Below are 21,480 nucleotides of genomic sequence, written 5' to 3'. Positions count from 1 at the left end.
GAGGACAAGTAGGGAGTCCTTCAGGCTGCTCTTGTTGGATAATATTAATGATTTGATTGAATATTCAATTCAATTCTTGAACATACTTTTAAATTCATTTGAATTAAATTCAGGGTGATGATTTTGGGGTCTAGGGTAAATTACTAATCAAGAGTGGAATAACCGCTGATTAATACCAAAACGCTTGTAGGACGGTAATGAGAGGCCGTAACTTTAATTAATAAAGTAATTAATGTATATTTTATTATTTATACATTAAATTATACTAATTCCATAGAGGATGTTTCAATTTACGATAAAGGCGTGAGCGGTAATGTTCCCCCTTTGCGATTTCTATCCACCTACATACGGTGAGACCACGACTATTAATTAAACATAGGCCATTAAATATACACATAGTTACACTTTGTCAGACCCTATAAGCAAGACCTCGTCCTCCTTCCCACAAGGAGAGTACGTCTCATGCCACAATACTCTTGCCCTTTATTATAGGCCTTGGTATAGCACACTCTTCGCTTTTTCCAACATTTTCTTTACTTTTTCCATGTTTACTGTGATCTTGTCCACGCTCAGTTTACCCTCATGGAAACCCCATACGTGTAATACGTACCCCGCGTTCCAACCTTCTGCGACCCAATCACCGAACCTCTTTGACAACTCGTTAGTCGCACTGGCTAGTAAGTATGTGTACCACCTACCTTCAGCCGACGCTTGCCTGTATTCGTCTGTTTTAAACTTTTCAGCTAACGCTCTAACTACCTCTTCAGCGACCTTGTAAGCCTTTTCAGAAGCTTGAACTGGGTCACCCTTCTTCAAATAATCGTAAGCTTCGTTCATGTAACTTTCCGCGATTTCCAACCTCAATTTAACCCCTTCTTGAGGGTCGTTCTTAGCTATCTCTCTCAGGAGGACGTCCTCTATATCAATACCCTTTTCCTTAGCCCTCTTTATTATCTCTTCCACAACTACATTACTGAAAAACGAGGTTATTAAACCTAACACGAGGTCTTCTCTGAGGACAATCCATGTAATAGCTCTGTTAAAAGCTATTGAAAAGATTATAACTGTGAGTCCACAAACCCCGTTAAATTATTTTTACTATTAGCTTGGAGTTTTTGAAAAATGTTTAATAAATTAAGGATTATATTATTTTTATTTTTCCTACACTGTCCACATACACGTAAATAATACACGTTATAGGGAGTTTTAGCCCACTGTTATGGAAGGCAGTGAACATCGTGACGGGCTAATACTTGTGACCCGTTATGGTAAGTATAATACAAGTCCCGTTTTGTAGCCTTGACGCAACCCCACCTATATAAAATTACTGCCGTAACACTGCCTAATAGAACACCTTCTCTGACGATATGAGGTAGAGGAAGACCGACACCGGGACCACAGCTTTTCCGCCTTCTATCCTGAAATCGTCTAGGGATAGGACGTACCCCTTACTAGTCCTCAGGTCTCTCACGTCTCCTCTGCCCCACTTAACTTCTACCCCTATGTCCCCGATGACGAAGTCTACCTCCTTACCCCCTTTAAAGAAAGTGTACCCAACACTGCTAAGTTCCCTAGCCAAGTGTTCGCCTACAACCCCTTCGATCACCCTAGGCACTTCGCCCTCTTCGATTCCCCCCTCACCTTTAGTATACCTTTTCATAACGCGGTATATGAACGGGTCGGTGAAGTACACCTTCTTGAATGAGCGGTAATTGACCCCCTTATCCTCTACTTTGTAAAAGGCCCTGAGGACGAATAAGTCCTCTGCTAAGGACAGATAGGAGGCTACCGTGTTATGTGACCCTATTCCGGTCTCTTTTGCTATAGTGTTCTCAGACACCCTACTACCGTAAAAGTCTATGACTTTTTCCACCACCTCCCTGAAGGCCCTCTCGTTCTTGCCCAACTTCGCCATGTCGCTAAGCACTGCGTCCTTGTATACCTCGTATAAGCTGTTTAACGGGTCACCGTCCGTATAAGCCGTAGCTAAGAAACCCCCTCTCTTTACGTAATCGAGGAGCCCCCTATTCAGCTCGGATAAGTAGGGGGCTAACTTGGCAGAGGCGTTAAAGAACCCCTTTACGTCTGAGGGGGACAGTGTAGGGGCGTTCAGTCTCTTATAGAACGTGTTGAAGAACACGCGGAAGTTCAGGGGGTAATATACTAACTTCCTTATAGGCCTGCCCGGTAATGTCTCTTTCTTCAGCGATACCGAGGCCGAACCGCTTACATAAACTACAGTGTCCCTGAAGTACCCCGCGTTAAATAAGTGGAGTAAGCCTACGTTCCAGTCCTCCACGAATGTCACTTCGTCAAGAAATATAAACCCACCTTCACTGTTTATTAACGAACGGTACTGTGATAAGAGGGAGACTAAGTCTTCCTTTGTCTTTAACGCGTCACATGAAAAGAAGAAAACTTTCGTGGGCTCAACTCCCCGCTCCAGTAGGTTCATTATAGTGACCTTGAGGTATGTGGTCTTTCCTACTTGTCTAGGGCCTAAGATTAACGAACTCTCCCCGATAGGCGGGACTAAAAAACGGGGGTTTGATGAAAGTACTTTTCTTACGTGACCGTCGTCATATATCTTTCCCTTGTCCGCCCACCACGGGTTTTGGAAACTCATTTGTGATATGAGTGACACTTGTCATTTTATTGACAAGTTTTATTTAAATTTTGTCATTTATTTAACAACTCTTATGTCAAACTTGTCACTTTACTGACAAGTTTAAGGTTTTTGACGGGACTGACCGCACACACGTCTAGTCCACCGTGTAACATTCACTGAAAAACCGTGGGCTAAGTATTACCATGAGTGTTTATGAGGAAACTTTCACTTAATTTGCGTTAAACGCTCACTAATCCATTGCTTTTACTCATGAGGTATAAGATGTTACATGTTTAATTAGTAAAAACACGCCCTCGTAAGGGTCTAAGTAAAATGCTGACGAACTACGGGCTATGAGTCCTTTGCTCCGCTTATAGTTTGTCAGGGGTCAAAAGGCGACGTCCCCCACTTTTTTAGCAAATTTTCACTCCTACACTAACGGCACTGTTGCCTTTTGTTAACTGACCGGGTAAGGTTTTACCTATACGGTGTTTACCTGAGGCCGTAACTTACTCTTTACTTTTAGTTACCCTCCGCGGGGGTCTATACGAATGTCCGTTATACTTTGTCAGACCTTAAAGGACAAGGTTTATCATTGATGACCAACAACAGTAACGCCTACATCTCCTACACAAACGTGAGCGAAATCTCCTTATTTATCCGTTGACGAGGGTCTGCAACATAGAGGTGTACTGGCGTTAAGTCTCCTATACTCACGGGTCTCCGGATCACTACTAATAACATCGCTCCTATTACGTCATCTATAGGTACCCCGTATAGCCCTTTACGTAAAAACCTTACGTATAACATGTTTTTACTAATTAGATTGGACTATTACATATTTCACGATCAGGAGTTTGAGACCCTTGAGCGTTTAACACAAGATTAAGTATAAGTATTCACATAAATGTTTAGTGTAGTAATCGGCTACACAATATCTTAATAAGTGTTATCCGTGGTAGAAACCCGGTAGAACCAGGCACACGAGTAGGGTAGCCTTAAGTCCGGTATCTTGTGTATCACGTCTTCTAATGTAGACCCGTAGACGAAGTACCATAAAGTCTCTCAAGAAAGGAGTTCCCCCGAAAGCTAGGTAAGCAGGGTAAACGAAAATGACTGTACATTATCATGTAAAAGTTGAGGGAAACCGTGAGCGTGAATATTTCCTTCATCCGTTCAGGTGATATCAAGGTTTCGGAAGGATCCCATATAGTCCCCAACTTTGATTGGAAGAAACGCGAAGAACGTAACTAATAGTACCCCCCTCCTTACTATCATAATATCTTGGTTTCCTTTTTTTTTTTTCAATAATAAGTATAGGGCATTGGTGTTACATATTAAAAAATTACTCCCTTTCTATGTTCACATATACGTTATTGAACACGCTCAAGTACACTATCCCCCAGTTCCAGTAAGAGTTACCAGTACCCGCGTTAACCTCAGTCCAGTAATAACCGGGTTTAGGCACCGTGAAGTTAGAGTACAGAGGCAACTTCAGCGTTATTACACTCGACGTGTTTAAGTCCACCGCCTTAGCATAAAGCGTGTTATCGTAACCGTCGTAATTCGCTTCCACCTCTATCAAGTCCCCCGGTTTTAAGCCAGTGATCGAACCGTTCCCTCCACCACCGACCAACATGTTGATATTACTCTCGCTCACCGTACCGTTAGGTGAGGGGTTTACTACCCAGACGTTAAACTCACCTGTAGTCCAGCTGTCGTTAGCCTCGTGCCAGTATGGCTCCCACTGGACTACAATATACGGGGTCGTCGAATACGGGTAGTATATCTCACCGGTCAGTTTTACATGCCAGCCCTCCATACCCACGTTCAGCCCCTCAAATGTATAGTTGGTACTCTCGTTTACCGGTGTTTTAGGCGGGGTTATGAACATCATTACAGTAAACCCGTCTGCGGGGTAATCCGGTATGTAGACCGAACTGCCGTGGGAGAAAGTCCCTATTAACATCACGGTATAATTACCCCCAGTATAGTGAAGCCCGGTAGTGTTCATTAACACTGCAGTCGCCACGTGGTACTTTGCAGGGACGAGCCTGAGGACAGCTAAGTCGTATGGCAGGTACTCCTTACTCCCCGGTGGAAAGACCTTCACGAAATCCCCTTTCTCTATGTAGTATAAGTAACTGTAGTTAATGAAGGTCGTCGGGTCGTTAACGGTGCCGAAGACTAGGAAACCGCTACCACTTGTCCCGTTCAAGAGCGTGACTCTGTAGTTATTGCCCAAAGCATCAGTAAGGGCGTTATACGCGTCTAAGCTATTGGGTAAGACGTAACTCGGCACTGCTGGTGCTGACACCCCTTTTTGATATAAGAAACCGCTGTAATATAAGTAGCCACCTACCGACGCTATGAGTATTACTAAGACGAGTGCCGCTATTATCGGTGCTTTACTCTTTTTCTTACCAAAAGGCGGTGTGTAAGGGTTGTACGATAGGGGTGGGAACTGATAGCCACACCTCACACACACCGTACTCAAGTCGTCGTTTATTGTACCGCACCTTGGGCAGACTTTTACCATGAACGAATTTCCACATACGGCTATTTAAAAGTTTTCGTTTGGTGAAACTCAGGTGACGTTTTACGTAAAGTCCTTACGCCCACATTTTTTATTTGTTAACTAGGTGCACACGCTATCACAGATCTTACAAATAGGGAAAGGTGCTGTGGACTGTTTAACGCATTGTATAAGGGGAGTGTCCTCAAACAGTCATCAAATTCGATAAGTAGTTGTAAAAATATCGCGGTATTCATAAAGACTATCCTTTCTAATACTACTCGCGGGAAAAACATAACGGTGTGCAGAGCAAACAATACTTTAGAAGCATTTATCTGCAGTGCTCATGGCCCCTTTATACGGTCACCTAAAGGAGCACGGTCACTTATCGTCGCGTGTCCCTGACCAGAAGACAGCCCTAAATTACGTCCGTTCAAGCGCGGTTAAACATATTGATGTTAATTTGATATAATATTACAAACACTTATTAAATTTTATGACTGTCTGAGAACTCTTATATAAAACATATTAGTCAGGCCTGAGTAATACAGACCCCCTAAAGGGGTATGTTAAAGTTAGAGGTACTACGCTCTCTATAGATTGACCGAGTTTATAGTGAAAGGTATAAAGTTTTAGTATCGCGGACGTAAAAACTCTTAACAGATAGTCGGGTCGAGTCCCTTTATCATACTTACTACATCCCTCGCCCTCGGTCTCTTACCGGGGTCTACCGAGACCATGGACCTTATTATAACGTCCACCGAAGGGTCTATATTAAAGTTCCACCACATTAACTTTACCTTAGCCTTTTCCACCTTATCTCTCACACACGCCATGTCTTTCCTAATATAACAGTCTAAAGCGTCGTTCATCTCGTCTAAGTCCGGCCTGCCTATCTTACGGCTTAACAGGACGTAAGCGGTCATCCCCAGTGCAAATATGTCGAGGTCTTGGCTTGCTGTACCCCTGAACACGTCGGGCGGAGCATATTCAGGTGTTACCTGCTTGATCCTGCCGTTTACCCTTACCGCGCTCCCCAAGTCCCCTAGTTTAAAGTGTACTGAACCTAAGCTATACGGGTCTTTGGGCTTGGAGTCGAGGAAGATGTTCTGCGGCTTTACGTCCATGTGGACAAAGCCCTGAGAATGTATGTAGTCCAAGGCCGTGGCTACTTCACAAATAGCCCTTAGTACTGCCCGCTTCCACATAGAGCTGTAGAAGAAGTTGTCGTCCTCCAAGATGTCCTTAAGAGTCCCCCCTTCCATTAACTCCATGACTATCATAGGCGGGTTGGACAAGTACAAGTTCAGGTTACCCTTCAGTATATCACTGATGATAAAAGAGTCTGCATCAACGGCGTAGATCTTCACGATGTTCGAGTGTCTGGAGAGGTTTATCAAGTTTGAGGCCTCGCTCGCGAGTTCATTGAAGTACTCGTCGGGTGTACCGCCGTAGAGTTTGAACACCTTTATGGCTACGTTTTTCCCGTTCACTTCGCCCTTTAACACGTAGCCGTTCCCCCCTTCCCCTATCACCTTTTTTACTTGGTATACTGAAAGCCTACGGTTTACCCATATTTGCGGGTCCCAGTCGTTTAAGCTCCTTATCCCGAGGACTTTAGACGGAGTCGTTAGGCTAGTACGTGGTTGGGGGGTAGGTTGCGAGCCAGGTGTCAAAGGGATGTAGTTGACTATTGTGACTTTACCTACCTCAGCCCTCACGGAAGTCCGGACAGGGGTATAAGTTACACCTTGGCACACAGTAGGGACTAAAGTTATTAAGGTGTCGGTGTTGAACTCGAGCACGGGGCCATATTGGGGGTCGACGACAGGGACAAAACTAGTCCCGTTTACGTATGCTACAGTCACACAGTTAGGGGGCAACCCCAATATCACCGTCGCTTTCTGCGGGTTACCCCTTACTTGTCGGGGTTGACCCGTGGCACGGGGTCGGGCTTGTCGGTATCGAGTTTGTTGGGCTGGTACTAGTATAGGAGACGCTGCCGCTTGCTTAACGGAGAGCCCAGCCGTAATAAACATCGAGTTAAGAAGGACAAAATCAGGGAACGTGATACCCGTAAAGCCCTCAATAACCATGTTTGCTATAATGTTAAATAGGGTGAGCGAGATAGCTAGCCTTTTTAATATCCCCTCTTTAGTACTGTTACCCTTATAACTGACCATTAAGCCGGGTATGAGCCCCGGGACTGATAGGACGGCTGTCAATTCCGCTACGTATCGGGCTATACCGGGGTCTGTAAATAAAACGTATAAGAGCGGGAGAAGGTAAGACACTATTAGGGTGGAGGCTATCAACGTTACTCCTTTACGTCCTAAAGAATCCACCATTACAGCCATGGATAAGACTACAGCAAACAATATACCGTAAATCATGCTCAAGTTTGACGGGTTTGGCACCCTTAACTGTGTAGACACTAGTCCTGCCCATAAATATAGCGCCAGTCCCAGTGAGAAACCTCCTATAAATGCTCCAGTCAGTGTATACTTCATATAGATGGTAAGGAATAGTAGGATAAAAACTTTGGTGTCTCACCTCACCTTAAACCGGCAGCGTTAGGAAAGTGTGCTTTACCCTAAGGCTTTCCGTCAAAATTCCGCTAAGACTCAAACCGTAGTAGTTTTCATGGACACCAGTGCCGAACTCCCTTACTCTTAAAAACACGTTAACGTAGAACGAACTGCTATGAGTTAGAGGCCTCGCTAGCAGTCTCTTCAAAGAACTCCTCTAGGTTCCATTAGAAAAGCTTAAAAACCTTAGTAGCCATTTCTTTCGCCCTGCACGACCCTCTAAAACGTAAACGTTCCCCCTTCACCCACCAGCCCCTTAATACTGAAAACCTACAATTTACCCAAACGTCGGGGTCGTGGTTAGTCAGGCTCGCCTTCACTGAGGCACCTGAGGGGGGTACTGCTTTTTAGGTAACCGTATTAGGGCTGAAGATGGCTAATACGACGTAACCGACCATGGCTTTGACCTTTCTTTTATCCGGGGTATAAGTCACACCATAACATATGGTATCGCTTAAGGTTATAGTAGCGTTATGTGAAAGCTCTAGCACGTAATCCCCTTGTGGAGTAGCTTTTGCGAAGAGTGGCGTCCCGTTCAAGTATGCTATCGGGGGGCAACCTTGGGGCAAACCCTTAATTACCACGGTGGCGACTCCGCCTTGGGGCATTTTGTTCGCTGAGGAAGAGAGGGATGAGGTAGTCCTAGTCACACTATAGGCAAAGAGGGCGTCTGTGATGAACATCGAGTTAAGGAATGTGAAGTCCGCTATTGACACCCCCGTAAAGATCTCGAGGATTAAGTTGAACACCACATTAAAGAACGTAAGTGAGACCCCGACCCTTTTTATTATATCTTTTCTACTCATGAGTAGCAGGCCGGGGACCAGGCCGGGGACTGAGAAGATCGCCATAAGCATAAGTGCGGAGTAGGTCAGCCTAGGGTCTGTTAAAACAACGTATATAAGCGGGTTAAAGTACGTAAGTAATGAGAAGTAAGCTAATAGCTTCGGCTTTTTATCGAGTATAGCTAAATCTAAGAACATTATTGTAGAGTAAATAAAGATCCAAATATATACATCTGGTGCGGGTAGGTACTGGATCAAGATCACATCCCACACATAAAGTAGAGCAGCGAATAGGAAACTAACCATGACCCTTGAGCGTTTCCTCATATAAAATATTCTCTACAAGCGGAGTTAAAAGCTTTGTACGGGCAACCCTTTAATAACCCACTCGAACCCGTCCCACGTCAACTGAAAAGGGAAAAGGCCTTTTGTGAGAAAACCGTTAGAGTGGGTATTATTACCCCCTCGTTTTCTGAGTACCACTAGACGGTACGAGTAGCTTTCGGCACTATTCCTTGGGTCAAGGTAGACCACACCCTTAGCCCTTATTAAAAGTAAACGCGGAGGGAGTTTGACATCCGCTTAGCTGTAGCAGTGCGGCTCGACCCACTCGTACCTGTCACTGTGGGCTTAGCTAGCCTTTTTCACCGTCTTGAAACTACGATAAAATAGTAGGTATTACGCGCTGATTACACGCCCTCTCGTGGACCCCTAACTGACTCAAAGGCGTTTAAAGCATAAAATCTTTTACCTTATGGCTGAAAGTTTACCAAATAATTATACTTTGTCAGGTACTAAAGGGCAAATCCCTTATTCTACTCCTTGGCAGATTTTACCCCTTACCAACGGCACTGTACCCCTTGTCAAGTGACTTGGTATAATAAAGTTCAAAAGAGGGCTCACCTCCTCGCTAATATGACTGCTACGACGGCTACTACTACTTCTGCGACAACTATAATTATATACGTTAGGAGCGTACTTTCAGGGTACTTTGTGGCAATAATGCTGATGGTACCTGATTGCGGGTGTGTGACGTATAAGTACCCGTTGGAAGGGTCATAGAGGATAAAAGACGAGCCTGACCCCACCGGTATGTTAGCTATGACTTTATCCGTTGAAGGGTTTACGACAGAGACAAAATCAGACTTATAATTAGCAACATATAAGTACCCGTTCGAGGGGGCATAAGCCACCCTTACAGGGGATATCCCTAAGCTGTGTATAGTCCCCACTACTTTATCCGTTGACGGGTTAATAACGGCTACGACGTTACACTGCGGGTCCGCTACGTATATGTAACCATTAACATAAGTGATCCCAATAGGATGTGGCATTGTGAATTGTATATTCCCCTCAACACTGTTCGTAGAGGGGTTTATGATGGTGATACAACCTATAAAATAATCTGTTACGTATAAGTACCCGTTGGAGGGGTCGTAAGCTATGCACCACGGGTTAGCCCTTACTGTTATGTTAGATACCACTTTGTTTGTCGACGGGTTAATAACAGAGACCGCGTAATAGTGGAGGTCCGCAACGTAAATGTACTTGTTAGACGGGTCGTAGGCTATGCCCTCAGGGTTAGCCCCCAACCCGTGTATCGTAGATATCACTTGGTTCGTAGAGGGGTTTATAACAGAGACCGCGTTAGAAGCAGTATCAGTCACGTATATGTACCCGTTTGACGGGTCGTAAATGGCCCCGTAGGGGTTACTCCCCACTTGTATTTCCGTCACCACTCTGTTAGTCTGGGAGTTAATGACGTACACGTAACCCGGCGTAGTACAGCTGGCTACGTATAAGTACCCGTTAGAGGGGTCGTAAGCTATGCCCTTCGGTACGGTGTAATGGCTTTCTACCGCCACGTTCCCCGGTAGTAACGTGTTGTTGTAAAGTACTAGCGTATATTTTACATAGCCAGTGCTCGGGATATTAATTGTTTGTGCCACGGCCATTGTAACCATTACCGAGTTAAGGCTCGTCCCCAAAAAGACGAGTAACAAAGCTGTCACCAACACCCTCCAGATACCTACCACCTACGTTTATTTCGAACATTCTACATTATAAGTCTTATGATATCAGGAAGTGAGAGCGGTCTGTGCTCCTTTTGCTGTTCCTTTTTAGACCCCGCAGAGTACACCATCACAGTCAAACACACACTGAAAATATACTACCGCACCAGTATTGTTTTTTTAGTGTATGCTCAGCGTATTATAAGGGGTATAATTTAGGCCGCAGACGGTAACTCGACATATACCGTATAGCGTTTTGCCTAAAACCCTCACGCCCTTTATATATTTTTAACTAATGACGGAATATAAGTGCCCGCGTAAGTGCCCGGGTTATACCCGAGATTTGGGGATATCCTCAAACTGCCGTCGAGTTCGATAAGTTTCTGTAAAAATATCGCGGTATTTATAAAAACCGTCCTTTCCAAGCCACCCGTGGGAAAGGGGTAGCGGTGTGGAGGCGAACATTACAGACGCATTTATGTGCAGTGTCCGTAGCCTCTCTGCACTGTCACCTAAAGGAGCACAGTCGTTCATCCACGCGTGTCTTCTACCGGTAGACAACCGTAAATTAGGTTAGTGCAAGGGCGGTCAAACATGTTGATTTCAATTTGGTATAATACTGTAAACACTTATCGAATTTCATGACCGTCTGAGGGCACTCCCGACACTTAGCTCAGTACTCGCGGAGGTGAGCACGTGGTCAATTTTGCGTTATATTTGACTCATTTATGAGTCAATTTTGCGTTATATTTGACTCATTTATGAGTCAATTTATTATACCACCCCGTTTGATCAATACATGTGGACAGGGAAAAACTGGTGCAAACACTCGCGGACTGGAACTTCTGGTATAGACAGCAGTTCACCGGGGTGCCCAGGGAGTACACCGAGGAGGTTGTCAAGGTCTTAGAGGGAGGGCTGGTGTGTGACATAATAGGCGTTAAGAGGTCAGGCAAGTCGACTATAATAAACCAAGCTGTGAGGAAATTGGTCGAGGAGAAAGGCGTAGACCCCCTCCTCACCCTCATCGTGAACTTTGAAGACCCCAGGCTGTCCGAGATAGACAGCGGGGAGAAGCTCTTTGAGCTGTTTAACACCTACAAGGAGGAGGCGGGAATAAAAGGTAAGCCTTACGTCTTCCTGGACGAGGTACAGAGGGTGAAGGGCTGGGAGGGGTTTGTAAGGTCTTTAATAGACAGGAAAGAAGCGTTCATAGCCGTCTCGGGCTCTACGTCCAGAGTAAATAAGGGTAGGGTAAAGGAAGTGTTAGCGGGCAGACACGTGTCGGTAGAAGTCACGCCCCTCTCCTTTAAGGAGTTCCTCGACTTTAAGGGAGTGAAGGTAGAAAGGCCCATCGACTTATTAGCTAAGGGTAGTGAAATGAGGTCGCTCTTTTCGGAGTACCTCAAGTACGGGGGTTTCCCGCTCGTCGTTAACAGCAACATCAAGGAAAGCATAATCCTACAGCTCTATGACGACATTATAAGCAAGGACGTGATAGAAGACTGCGGTATAGTGAAGGCCGATAAGCTCAGGGCGTTAGCCTTATTTTATGTGTCTAACATAGGTAACCGCATATCGTTCAGGAGGGTGTCCCGTTCCCTCCAGATCCCTTTGAGGACGGTGGAGAGGTTCACCTCGTGTATCGAAAACTCGATGCTCATACACTTCGTCAAGCCGCTCTCCCCTTCCCTCTCGGAGATGGTAAGGGGGGAAAGGAAGGTCTACAGCGTCGACACCGGGCTGTCTAACGTGGTGGGGTACAGGCTAAACCAGAACTTGGGCTCACTCCTCGAAAACATGGTGTACTTAGAGCTTAAAAGGCGTTACGGTAGCGGGTCTATTTACTACTACCGCGGTAAGAACGAAGTAGACTTCGTCATAGTGAGGGACAACGAGGTCACGGAGGCTTACCAAGTGACTTATACGCTCAACGACGAAAGGGAACTGAAAGGGCTAAAAGAGGTGCTGAGGAAAAAGAAGGTCGACGCGTACGTCCTGACCTTCGACGACAAAGAGAGGGAAGAGGACGGGGTGAGGGTACTTAAGGCTTGGAGATGGGCGTTAGGGTACACCGGTAACGAGTAGGGTCTTTACCCGTAGGATACGCGTGACGCCTCTTCCTTACTACTAATTATACCCGGTCAGTTAATAAAGGGCAATAGTACCGTTAGCGTAAAGGTAAAAATTTGCTGAGCGGGAGAATTGACGTTGTCCTTTGATACACGATAAAGTATAACAATGTTATAATTTCTCCGGTAAATAACTCCATATTACCTGCTCGGTGAGGCCTCTGTCAAAGGGCCGTCCCTGCGACTTTAGGCGGTAAGATGGAGACCCTATATGGAGCCCCCTTTTTAGACGGCTATATTTTGGACGGATCACCGATTATCTCGACCATCAGGTCAAGCCCTATAGGTATAATAATGAGAATGCCTAATATTACCGAAATCCCCCAACGATAGCCAAACCGAGGTTATACCCTGAGTTAATATGGAAGCCGAAAACAATTAAATCGATACCGATAATGAAGACTACGTTCCCCGTTACAAAGTCTTCCACCGCGTCCACTACTCCCCTCGCCTTTATAACTCTCCTCCGGTAAAAATACCTCAATATGCGGGGCCCACTCGGGGGGTTGACTTGATCATAAAAGGGACTGGACCGGTACACCACAAACACCATGGCCCCTAAAGCGGAGTCTACCAACTCTAACATTATAAAAAATTTCGTTATAGGGGTGAGAGCTCCCAGTAAATTACGGGCCTCGGGTTCGTAAATAAAATAACTACTAACGTACCGCAGCTGATAGCTTGTACTACCATGGAAGTTGCCATCGATAAACCCATAAGGACGTCCTTTGACGCCACCTAGTCCCTATTACCTCGTTGTGTTGGGCCCCTTAAAAATTTTTGCGTAATCCTCTACCTACGGGACAGCCGTCATGTTTATACCTTTACGGCAGACCTCCTCGCTTAATGGGGGTAATGGGGGGTACTCGTAGAAATATCGTGGCGGCTGTGTATCACCCTAAGGTTTTGATCCATGCCTATACTTAATTTTATGTTAAATCTTCCAGAGCTAGACCCACCCCACTCATAACGTGGGTCATCACTCTGTAGCAGTTAGTCTACTTTAACACGTCTTAAAAGTTTTCACCAACATTGGTAGATTTCCTTAATGATTTTCAATGGGCCTAAGGGACTCTTACATACCCTTCAGGCTGATGGGCTTCTTGACCACTAGCTCACACTCAACTGGGCCCTACCCCATTTCATACTCCACATTTTTCAATAAACAGGACGTAAAACATAAAAACTTTATAAGTATTACCGAGTATTTCGTATTACTAAGGAAAAGTAGGATAACTGCTGACTCTGCTTAAGGCCCCGTGACGACACGCCTTCGCTAATTAGGAGCGTGTTGTCACACACTTCAGGGTTTAGGGTCGTAATTTCCAGTTTAACGTATAATGGGGCGTAAGTACCCACGTAAATGTATTTGGTAATACGCAGTGAAATCGTGAGGTCGCACCCATGTCCTCTTCTAGGGAGGCCGTGGAGGAGGTTTTAGGAAGAAAAAAGGGTTTTTACTTTCTCATGGCCAAGACCAAGGTCAGTGCCACGACTGCCGCAATGACCACTATGATAAGGACTAGTAATAGCGGGTTTTTAAGGAACACATTGAATACGTTTGACGTGCTCGTCTGCGGTGGGACCACTATTTCAGATGTCGTAGTGTAAGAGGGCGGTACAGTAGAGGTACTCACAGATACTGCAGGGGCTGTCGTAGACGTAGTGTGTGTAGTGCTGGTCACGGTAGACGTGTTAGTGCTCGTAATAGTCGAGGTGGTAGTAGACGTCGTATTCACGGTACTCGTAGTCGTGGCGGGCGGTACTGAGGTAGACGTTGTAACCTCCACCCAGGTTATGTTGAGTGTAACGATGCTGATGGCCCCCTCGCCTTCGTCCATGACGAACAAGGTGCCGTTCGGTAACTCTGCTAACGAGCTGGGAGTCACGCCTACTTTAATGTCCGCGACTACCTTTAAGTCGGTCGAGTTTAGGACGGTCAGCGTACCCTGGCCCCGAGTGTAACCATTTCCTAGCCCGCTCTGTAACACATAAACCGCGTCCCTCTCCTTGTCGTAGTAAATGTTGTAAGGTAATGAGGACATGGACATGTTTACGACGTATTTACCGTTACTGAGGTTATAGACGCTGAGGGTAGGGAAAGTGTAGCCCAGTAAGCCAAGGTCTCCACCCGCGATGAAGAGGGTGCCATTTATGTACTTTACCGTCACCGGGTTAAAATTGACCTCAATCGAGCCTACTACCGAAGTGCCGTTTATAATGCAGACGTTCTCTCCGTTCACGTCGGCGACATAGACCTCTCCGTTACTCGGGTTATAAGTCAAGAAAATGGGATCTGACCCGACCTCTACTCCTGCGACTATTGAACCGTTGTTCGGGTCTACTACGGTCACTGTATCAGACCTCTCGTTGGCCACGTAGAGTAGGCCGTTCGCCGTGTCATAGACCACGTCCATCGGCCTCTTCCCTACAGTCGTGTTCCAGATAATTTGCCCGTTATATGGGTTTTCCTCTACCAGTGCGTCCCACTTATAACTCGTCACGTACAAGTAACCGTTCTCGGGGTTATAAGTAATGGCACTGGGCGTGAAAGTAGTATGCAGGATTTTTTCCACTTGCCCTGTGTGGGGGTTTATCGCGTATATGATATCAGAGTAGAAGTCCGCGACATATACCATCCCCGTTACGGGGTCGTACACACCAGACCTGTCCTTTACGTCTTCACCTATCCCCATGAAAGAGTGTGTGGTCGTGTTTATTACAGCGACGGGGTTCGGGGACGCCCCAGTAGATATTAACTCCCCGTTATTTGAGTCTATTAGCAACGTATAGTACTTGGCAAACGGGTACCCAAGGCTATACATGTCGGGAAAGCTCAATATCGTTTGTACACTGTCGTTGTTGAAGTCGGCCATATAGAGGGACTCGCAACTGTAATAGCACCCTAGTGTGTATACTATCCCGTCCTTGTAATATACCGCAGCTTCCACCTCAATGCCTTTCGCGAATTGTACGCCTGAAGTCACGTTAAGGGTGTACGGGTTAAACGCGAGGACGTGGTATGAGCTCACTCCGTAAATTACCCCAGTCTTGGGGTTTACTGAAAGAGCACATATCTCACTTATGAGTGAGCCATTGAACTCGACGTCAGTGTTTTTAGCCACTACCTTAGTGCCCTCTACCGCGTATATGTTACCGAACGTGTCGCTAAACACCACATACCCCGTCACGGGGTCGTAGACTGCGGCTTTAAACCTGTACTCTAGGGGTATCTTGGCGACCACGCCTTTGTCGTTGACTGCTTCCAAGACACAACAGGCTCCACTACTTTGATAGTTGAAGACGTAAATGTAACTGTCGTTAGGGTCGTAGACTAGGGCGACGGGGCAACCCCCTACGTATATCGAGTTCACTACCTTTTCCGTCACGGGGTCGATGACAGAGACCGTAGCCGTTTCTTCATTTGCCACGTATAGGTAGCCGTTAGAGGGGTTTATTGAAATGGAGACGGGGTCTTTACCTACCGTTATACACCCTATATAACTATCGTTCTGGGGGTCGAATACTACTACCGAGTTCAGGTCAGGGTTCACGGCGTATACATATCCCGTCACAGGGTCGAACACTGCACTTTTCAGCTCCCATCCCTCACTGGGAGTTGCTGTGCAGGCCCCGTTATACCGCTGACCGTCGTAAAGGTAATAGGTCTCTTGTGACGCTGTGACCTTATACTCTACTAGAGTGTGGGCAGTTACGGCGATCTCTGATAAGAACAAGATAACAAATAACAGAGATATGGCAACAGGGGTCTTCTTCAATATATACACCTCTAATAACTTAGGAATAAACCTTTATAAATATTTCTAGACCGGGATACATTAACTTACCCTCTTGTTAGCCCTATAGGTGGTGTTAGAGCCGTCATAGTACTATAATTATCATTAAAATATAACTATATATTTTATTATTTTTTATTTATTTATATATATAATGTACCACTATGTTGGAAAAACTAGTAGCATTTTACGTAAAGTCCTTACGTAGGTGTGTCTTTACTAAATTAGACGTGTAATGTTGCATGCTTCACGGTTAGGAAAACCGGATCTTTTGATATTTAACGTAAGGTATTTAACGTAAGGTAAGGTATAAATATTTTAAGGAAAGCGTTTAGGGTAAAACTCGGCTGCCCCGATTTTTCAATAAATGCTAACCGGGAGTTTATCAAGGAAAAACGACGATGTCATACAGTTTTGAACCTCGTATGCAAAGCACAGAAGTCAGCCACAATTTATGCCGGGTTTATAAATTAAGTAAATTATTGACAGGAAGGGAAACAAGGATAAGTGTAGAAGACTTTTTTGAATCAATTTTATACGTTTCTTGGGCCATTATTATCTAGGCATTGGTACTAGCACCCTGAAGTAGGTGCATACATAAGAGGGTGACGTGGTAATAGTACCATTTTCTCCTCCCCCGTATTCCACTATTAATTCGTATGTCCCTATACCGTTATTGAGTATTACTGGACTAGGTATTGATATCGTCAACTGGTGCCCGTTCTCTGTGTAAGTGTTCTCCCAGACTAAATTATCTCCTTTGTAAAGGAAGGCGGTCAATTCCCCAAACATTACGTTTAAAGTGGACGGGTTTTGACCAGAGGGGTAGAAGTTTACATCTACGTAAAATACAATGCAGTTTGGAAGGCTGTCCACGAAATATTCTGTATTTCCGGTTATATTAATGAGGGTGTGGTAAGACTCATAAATCTGACTAGGAGAAATTTCAAAGTAGTAAACCGGGATCTTGAACATGAAACCGTCAAGGCAGTAAGAGATTGAACTGCTAGCAATTGAAACTAAAAATTGCTCGTTTACCGGACATTTTATTGAGAAAACATTAGTAAACGCTACCGTACTTTTACTGTTCTGGGCTATTTCGAAATCTAGTCCCGCAGACGATAAGATTAACAGTAATGCTCCTTGAGGTGCTCCAGAAAATAAGCCCAAAGCTAGGGCTACGGCACCTATTGTGAAACCAAACCCGGAAACCAACTACTACTTTCTTCATATTCTGATGTATAGAATTAAAAATTGAGAAGGTTGGCTTTGCTTTGGTTCAGCACAATAATACGGTAAAAATTGGATATTTTCTAGATATTTTATCAATATTTTATAATATTTCGAATTAGGGTACGCATAAGATAGAGTATTGGGCTGTAAGCATTTTATAAACGTAGTCACAGTATAATTGTTTAATGGCTGTTCTTTGTTTCCCCCGTTTTTAAAAGCTTGAAATACTACAGCTTCTATTTTTCCCATAACGTAGATAAATCCAGAATTCGGGTCAACTTCCCCATTTGGGTCAGACACGACTTTAGGGCGTTAGAAGTGACTTCGGTAACAGGCCCTTCAACAGAATATTTAGCTTCACCATATTCATTCTCTAACGCTACGGAACCCCATATGCATAGGTAGTTTGACGATTCTATAAAAATAGTCGCCGCATCACTTATACTAGCATATGTTGTCGAATTTATAAATGCTAAAGGTATGGGAATTAATTGAGAAACATTACAAAATACTGGGGCCCACCTAATATCTAAACAACACGCATTATATTCTATGAAATTGTTAAGATTTACGTTAATTACTGGAGGGGTGAAACGACCATTAAGGTTTATAGTAGCACTCCTCACTGCATAGTACATTTTATTTCCTTTAACATAACTTATGAAGGATATTAAAGAAGGAGTAGTGGGGACTCCTTGCCACGCAGAAAGCAAACCGGAAAGTTGAAAAGATTGTAAAGAAGCATAGCCTAAAAGAGTGCTCAAGGACGCTACTTGAACTATTTTACTACTTGTAAGGATAATCTGAGAAAACTTGGACTTCCGCACCGGTGACCGGGGTCGAATTAAGGGTTACGTATATCCTGAGTTTTCCATCAAATGGCACAAAATTGATAAAAGAGTTAAAAGGGGGTATGATGGAAAGTACCTCATTATTATAATGGATATGACTGCAATGGAGGCATATTTTATTATCTTTTCACTTTTCATAGGCGAAATAGTTACTAACCATTTATTTAAGCGTTTTAACATTAAGTTTAAAAAACCGATAAACTGAAGAATTAAAAAATTAGAAGAATTAAAAAATTTATAAGGGATTTCCGTCTTATAACCGGTCAGTTAATAAAGGGCAACAGTGCCGTCAGTGTAAAGGTAAAAATTTGCTAAGCAAGAGAATTGACGTTTCCCTTCGATCCCTGACAAAGTATAACTAAGTACAATGTTATACTCTGTCTCAGTCTTTCATGATATTTGCAAAAAGGTAGCCCAGGAGGAGGAGTGATGGGGCTGAGCAACCGCTAGTCACGAAAAGTGTTAGTTACGATAAAAACCGGACTCTTAAATACTGCTGTCTTTAAGGCTACTTGAGGCGTCATCTCAGCCTATTAGCGACTTCCAGTGCGGTAGGCCTCTTCGCAGGGTCTGGTTCTACCATAGCTTTAATTAAGCTCTTATAAGGTTCCGAAACTTGCGGGTCCCAAGAGGCCAGTAAACGCTTCGCTTCCTCAACTTTGTCCTTGATACAGTTCACGTCTTTATTAACATAACAGTCAAAAGCCTCGTTCATCACCTGAAAGTCGGGTCTATCCACCTTCCTAGTCAACAGCACATACAGTGTCATACCCAGCGCGAAGACGTCCATCAAAGGCGACGCCTTACTCGTAAACACCTCCGGTGGAGAATACTCTAAAGTCACTTGGCTTATGTCCTTCCCAAACCTGGTCGCACTACCTAAATCCCCTAACTTAAAGTCGACGGAGGGCAACTCCGACGGGTACTTAGGCTCCCCAGTCAGGAACACGTTCTGCGGCTTTACGTCCGAATGTACGTACCCCCTACCGTGGATGTGGGCCAAGGCCTCTGCTACTTGCCTCACCGCCTTCCTGACGGCTACTTCCCAGTTCATCGAGTAAAAGAACATGTCGTTGTTTAGGTACTTCTCCAGGCTCCCGCCCCCCATATATTCCATGACTATCCTGGGGGGGTCGGCGTAGTAAGGACTAAAGTCCCCACTCAACGCCCTATCTATTACGTTCAAGTCCACGTTTACTGCGTAAATCTTGACTATGTTAGGGTGGTTGGACAAGTCCACTAAGTTGTTAGCCTCATGGAAGAGCCCTTGGAAGTACGCCACCGGGTCGCCCTTGTCCACCTTAAGTACCTTAATCGCGTAATAATCGCCACCCAACTCACCCAAATAGACGTAACCGAACCCCCCGCTACCTATTATAGACTTGACCTTATACACACCGAGCCTCCTGTTTAGCAGGGCGTTCGGGTCAAAGCTCGTAATACTGACTTTCCCTAAGGGCCTTGAGGGGGCATAGGTATAGGTCTGAGGGGGCTGAGCTGGGGGCTGGACCTGATACGGCAAAGCAGACGGGACGTAGTATACCGTTATTACGTCTCCCGGGTTGGCATAGCCCGAGCCGGGGTTGGGGTAGTAAACGTACTGCCCCACTTTTACCGGAAAAGCACTCCAGTTCCCGTACCCGTTGCAGTCTATTAACGCGTCGCCGTCACACGTGACGTTCCCCACCGCTATTACTGCCCTAACCATCGGCGGTAGCCCCTTAAGTATGAACCTGACTTGTGGGGAGAACTGTTGCACTTGTGCAGGCCTTAAATACTGCTGTTGGGCCAAATATTGGGGTTGGGCCGGGACCTGTGTCTGCACCGAATACAGCACGGGGGGACTCCAAGGGAAGAAGAAGTCTTCGACCGCGGGGCTCTTAGGGAGCGTCGTCATGACTACGAGCCAAGGGTCGATAGCCGCGAAGTAGAAAGTCGTATTGAAATAGGTCAGCAAAGCAGCGGTTATCCCCAAGAGTATCGGGGTGAATAAGAGCGCAAGCGATGTATATGGTCTGATAAGGAGTGCGGGGAGGTAGAAGACCAAAGCTAGGGAGCCGTAAAAGAAGAGGTCGTAGGCGTTAATGAAAGTTGCCGCGTAATTTACGGAGCATGCGAGCTGGGAGTAGAGGACTATAGGGGCGAAGTATGTCAATATCGCGGAAGCCACGAAGGGCCAAGCCGATTTCTTTCCCCTTAATTTCATCACGATCCCCGCGAATACGAGGGCCATAGCCGAAAGGTACATTAAGATGCCGAGTGGCGAGCCCGTGTTAAAGGCGATAAGCGGGAACGGGAACAGGAGGAGTATTATGAGCGCTATTAAGTCGACTGTGTCTATGTCTTTTTGGCGCATCAGTTCGTCCTTTGCCGACCAGTAAGCCACTGCAATGGGTATTAAGAGGAGGAAGGGCACCCAATACCCGGGGTAATTAGCAGACGCGAGGGCGTAGATAAAGGACACGAACACCCCAGCACCTACTAACTCCCCGACCCCTGACGCTATGAAGGGGACTACTGCGTATAACAAAAGGAAGAGCCCGATGGGGACACCCGACGATAAGTAAAAGTCGATCGCACACGAGCCGAGTAGTGGGGTTATAACAGCTAAGGGGGAGTTAGCCTTTTTCGGTAGGTAAATTGCCGCGAGGGCCAGGGAAAGCGAGAGCAAGGCGAGCCAGCCCGACGTCGTGAGTCCCGCCGAGCTTATGTGGGCTAAGTTGAGTCCCCCAAAGTCCACTAAGTAAATAAAGTAAAAGATGAGGAGTAGTGATGTCGAAAGTGCTGTTTTCCACGTCTTAGTCATTATAGTAAATTGAAACGGGCTTAACTATAAACTTTTCTGGACTGAGTTTATACTATTGCGCAAGAGCGTCCAACACGTAACTAAACTTGGTCAAAGTTTAAAGGGCAAAGTTATGCCAGTTAATAAAGGGGGCGGCACCGTTAGCGTAAAGCA

15 protein-coding genes are annotated in these 21,480 nt (G+C 45.3%); 2 read left to right on the top strand and 13 right to left on the bottom strand.

All coding sequences use genetic code 11. The features are described 5' to 3' along the window. Positions 1-486: 486 nt before the first annotated feature. The 7 genes from KN1_RS05540 to KN1_RS05510 all read right to left on the bottom strand — a co-directional run bounded on the left by KN1_RS05540 (position 487) and on the right by KN1_RS05510 (position 10,532). Positions 487-963: a PaREP1 family protein gene (locus KN1_RS05540; RefSeq protein ID WP_221289865.1), complete on the bottom strand. Its 477-nt coding sequence runs from the start codon at positions 961-963 to the stop codon at positions 487-489. A gap of 379 nt (positions 964-1,342) precedes the next feature. After that, entirely contained in the window at positions 1,343-2,626 is a 1,284-nt protein-coding gene (locus KN1_RS05535; protein WP_221290569.1) for an ATP-binding protein, read from the bottom strand. Positions 2,627-3,953: 1,327 nt separating this feature from the next. Further along, positions 3,954-5,147, bottom strand: a complete 1,194-nt coding sequence (locus KN1_RS05530) for a hypothetical protein (RefSeq protein WP_221289863.1) — start codon at positions 5,145-5,147, stop codon at positions 3,954-3,956. Between the two features lie 632 nt (positions 5,148-5,779). Beyond that, positions 5,780-7,633: a protein kinase domain-containing protein gene (locus KN1_RS05525; protein ID WP_221289862.1), complete on the bottom strand. Its 1,854-nt coding sequence runs from the start codon at positions 7,631-7,633 to the stop codon at positions 5,780-5,782. 49 nt (positions 7,634-7,682) lie between these two features. After that, the gene (locus tag KN1_RS05520) at positions 7,683-7,859 is read right to left on the bottom strand and encodes a hypothetical protein (RefSeq protein WP_221289861.1); all 177 of its coding nucleotides are present in this window, start codon (positions 7,857-7,859) and stop codon (positions 7,683-7,685) included. A 199-nt stretch (positions 7,860-8,058) separates the two neighbouring features. Next, positions 8,059-8,823 carry a hypothetical protein gene (locus tag KN1_RS05515; protein ID WP_221289860.1) on the bottom strand — a complete coding sequence of 255 codons (765 nt, stop codon included), beginning with the start codon at positions 8,821-8,823 and terminating at the stop codon, positions 8,059-8,061. A 572-nt stretch (positions 8,824-9,395) separates the two neighbouring features. Beyond that, complete coding sequence (locus KN1_RS05510) at positions 9,396-10,532, bottom strand: YncE family protein (protein WP_221289859.1); 1,137 nt, start codon at positions 10,530-10,532, stop codon at positions 9,396-9,398. A 427-nt stretch (positions 10,533-10,959) separates the two neighbouring features. On the opposite strand from KN1_RS05510, the gene KN1_RS14935 reads away from it, so the two are divergent. After that, the gene (locus KN1_RS14935) at positions 10,960-11,085 is read left to right on the top strand and encodes a hypothetical protein (protein ID WP_258712580.1); all 126 of its coding nucleotides are present in this window, start codon (positions 10,960-10,962) and stop codon (positions 11,083-11,085) included. A 224-nt stretch (positions 11,086-11,309) separates the two neighbouring features. After that, a complete protein-coding gene (locus KN1_RS05505; protein WP_221289858.1) occupies positions 11,310-12,596 on the top strand; it encodes an ATP-binding protein in 1,287 nt (428 codons plus the stop codon). 354 nt (positions 12,597-12,950) lie between these two features. Here KN1_RS05505 and KN1_RS05500 read toward each other — a convergent pair whose 3' ends face one another. From KN1_RS05500 to KN1_RS05475, 6 genes are all read right to left on the bottom strand, one after another. After that, positions 12,951-13,226 (bottom strand): hypothetical protein, encoded by a 276-nt coding sequence (locus KN1_RS05500; RefSeq protein WP_221289857.1) that lies wholly within the window; start codon positions 13,224-13,226, stop codon positions 12,951-12,953. A gap of 14 nt (positions 13,227-13,240) precedes the next feature. Further along, positions 13,241-13,378 carry a hypothetical protein gene (locus tag KN1_RS05495; RefSeq protein ID WP_221289856.1) on the bottom strand — a complete coding sequence of 46 codons (138 nt, stop codon included), beginning with the start codon at positions 13,376-13,378 and terminating at the stop codon, positions 13,241-13,243. A 719-nt stretch (positions 13,379-14,097) separates the two neighbouring features. Continuing rightward, the gene (locus KN1_RS05490; protein ID WP_221289855.1) at positions 14,098-16,419 is read right to left on the bottom strand and encodes a YncE family protein; all 2,322 of its coding nucleotides are present in this window, start codon (positions 16,417-16,419) and stop codon (positions 14,098-14,100) included. A gap of 573 nt (positions 16,420-16,992) precedes the next feature. Further along, the gene (locus KN1_RS05485) at positions 16,993-17,652 is read right to left on the bottom strand and encodes a hypothetical protein (RefSeq protein WP_221289853.1); all 660 of its coding nucleotides are present in this window, start codon (positions 17,650-17,652) and stop codon (positions 16,993-16,995) included. A 254-nt stretch (positions 17,653-17,906) separates the two neighbouring features. Next, a complete protein-coding gene (locus KN1_RS05480; RefSeq protein WP_221289852.1) occupies positions 17,907-18,497 on the bottom strand; it encodes a hypothetical protein in 591 nt (196 codons plus the stop codon). 544 nt (positions 18,498-19,041) lie between these two features. Beyond that, positions 19,042-21,327: a serine/threonine-protein kinase gene (locus tag KN1_RS05475; protein ID WP_221289851.1), complete on the bottom strand. Its 2,286-nt coding sequence runs from the start codon at positions 21,325-21,327 to the stop codon at positions 19,042-19,044. Positions 21,328-21,480 lie beyond the last annotated feature (153 nt).

It is taken from the genome of Stygiolobus caldivivus (assembly GCF_019704315.1).
GTDB classification, from domain to species: Archaea; Thermoproteota; Thermoprotei_A; order Sulfolobales; family Sulfolobaceae; genus Stygiolobus; species Stygiolobus caldivivus.
The sequence above is the reverse complement of the archived record's forward strand: the minus strand, read 5'-3'. Positions and strand labels throughout refer to the sequence as shown.

Excerpts from the sequence above, each read along its gene's own strand:
- KN1_RS05500 (WP_221289857.1), bottom strand. The coding sequence starts at position 13,226 with ATGTTAGAGTTGGTAGACTCCGCTTTAGGGGCCATGGTGTTTGTGGTG.
- KN1_RS05530 (WP_221289863.1), bottom strand. The coding sequence starts at position 5,147 with ATGGTAAAAGTCTGCCCAAGGTGCGGTACAATAAACGACGACTTGAGT.
- KN1_RS05475 (WP_221289851.1), bottom strand. The coding sequence starts at position 21,327 with ATGACTAAGACGTGGAAAACAGCACTTTCGACATCACTACTCCTCATC.
- KN1_RS05515 (WP_221289860.1), bottom strand. The coding sequence starts at position 8,823 with ATGAGGAAACGCTCAAGGGTCATGGTTAGTTTCCTATTCGCTGCTCTA.
- KN1_RS05535 (WP_221290569.1), bottom strand. The coding sequence starts at position 2,626 with ATGAGTTTCCAAAACCCGTGGTGGGCGGACAAGGGAAAGATATATGAC.
- KN1_RS05525 (WP_221289862.1), bottom strand. The coding sequence starts at position 7,633 with ATGAAGTATACACTGACTGGAGCATTTATAGGAGGTTTCTCACTGGGA.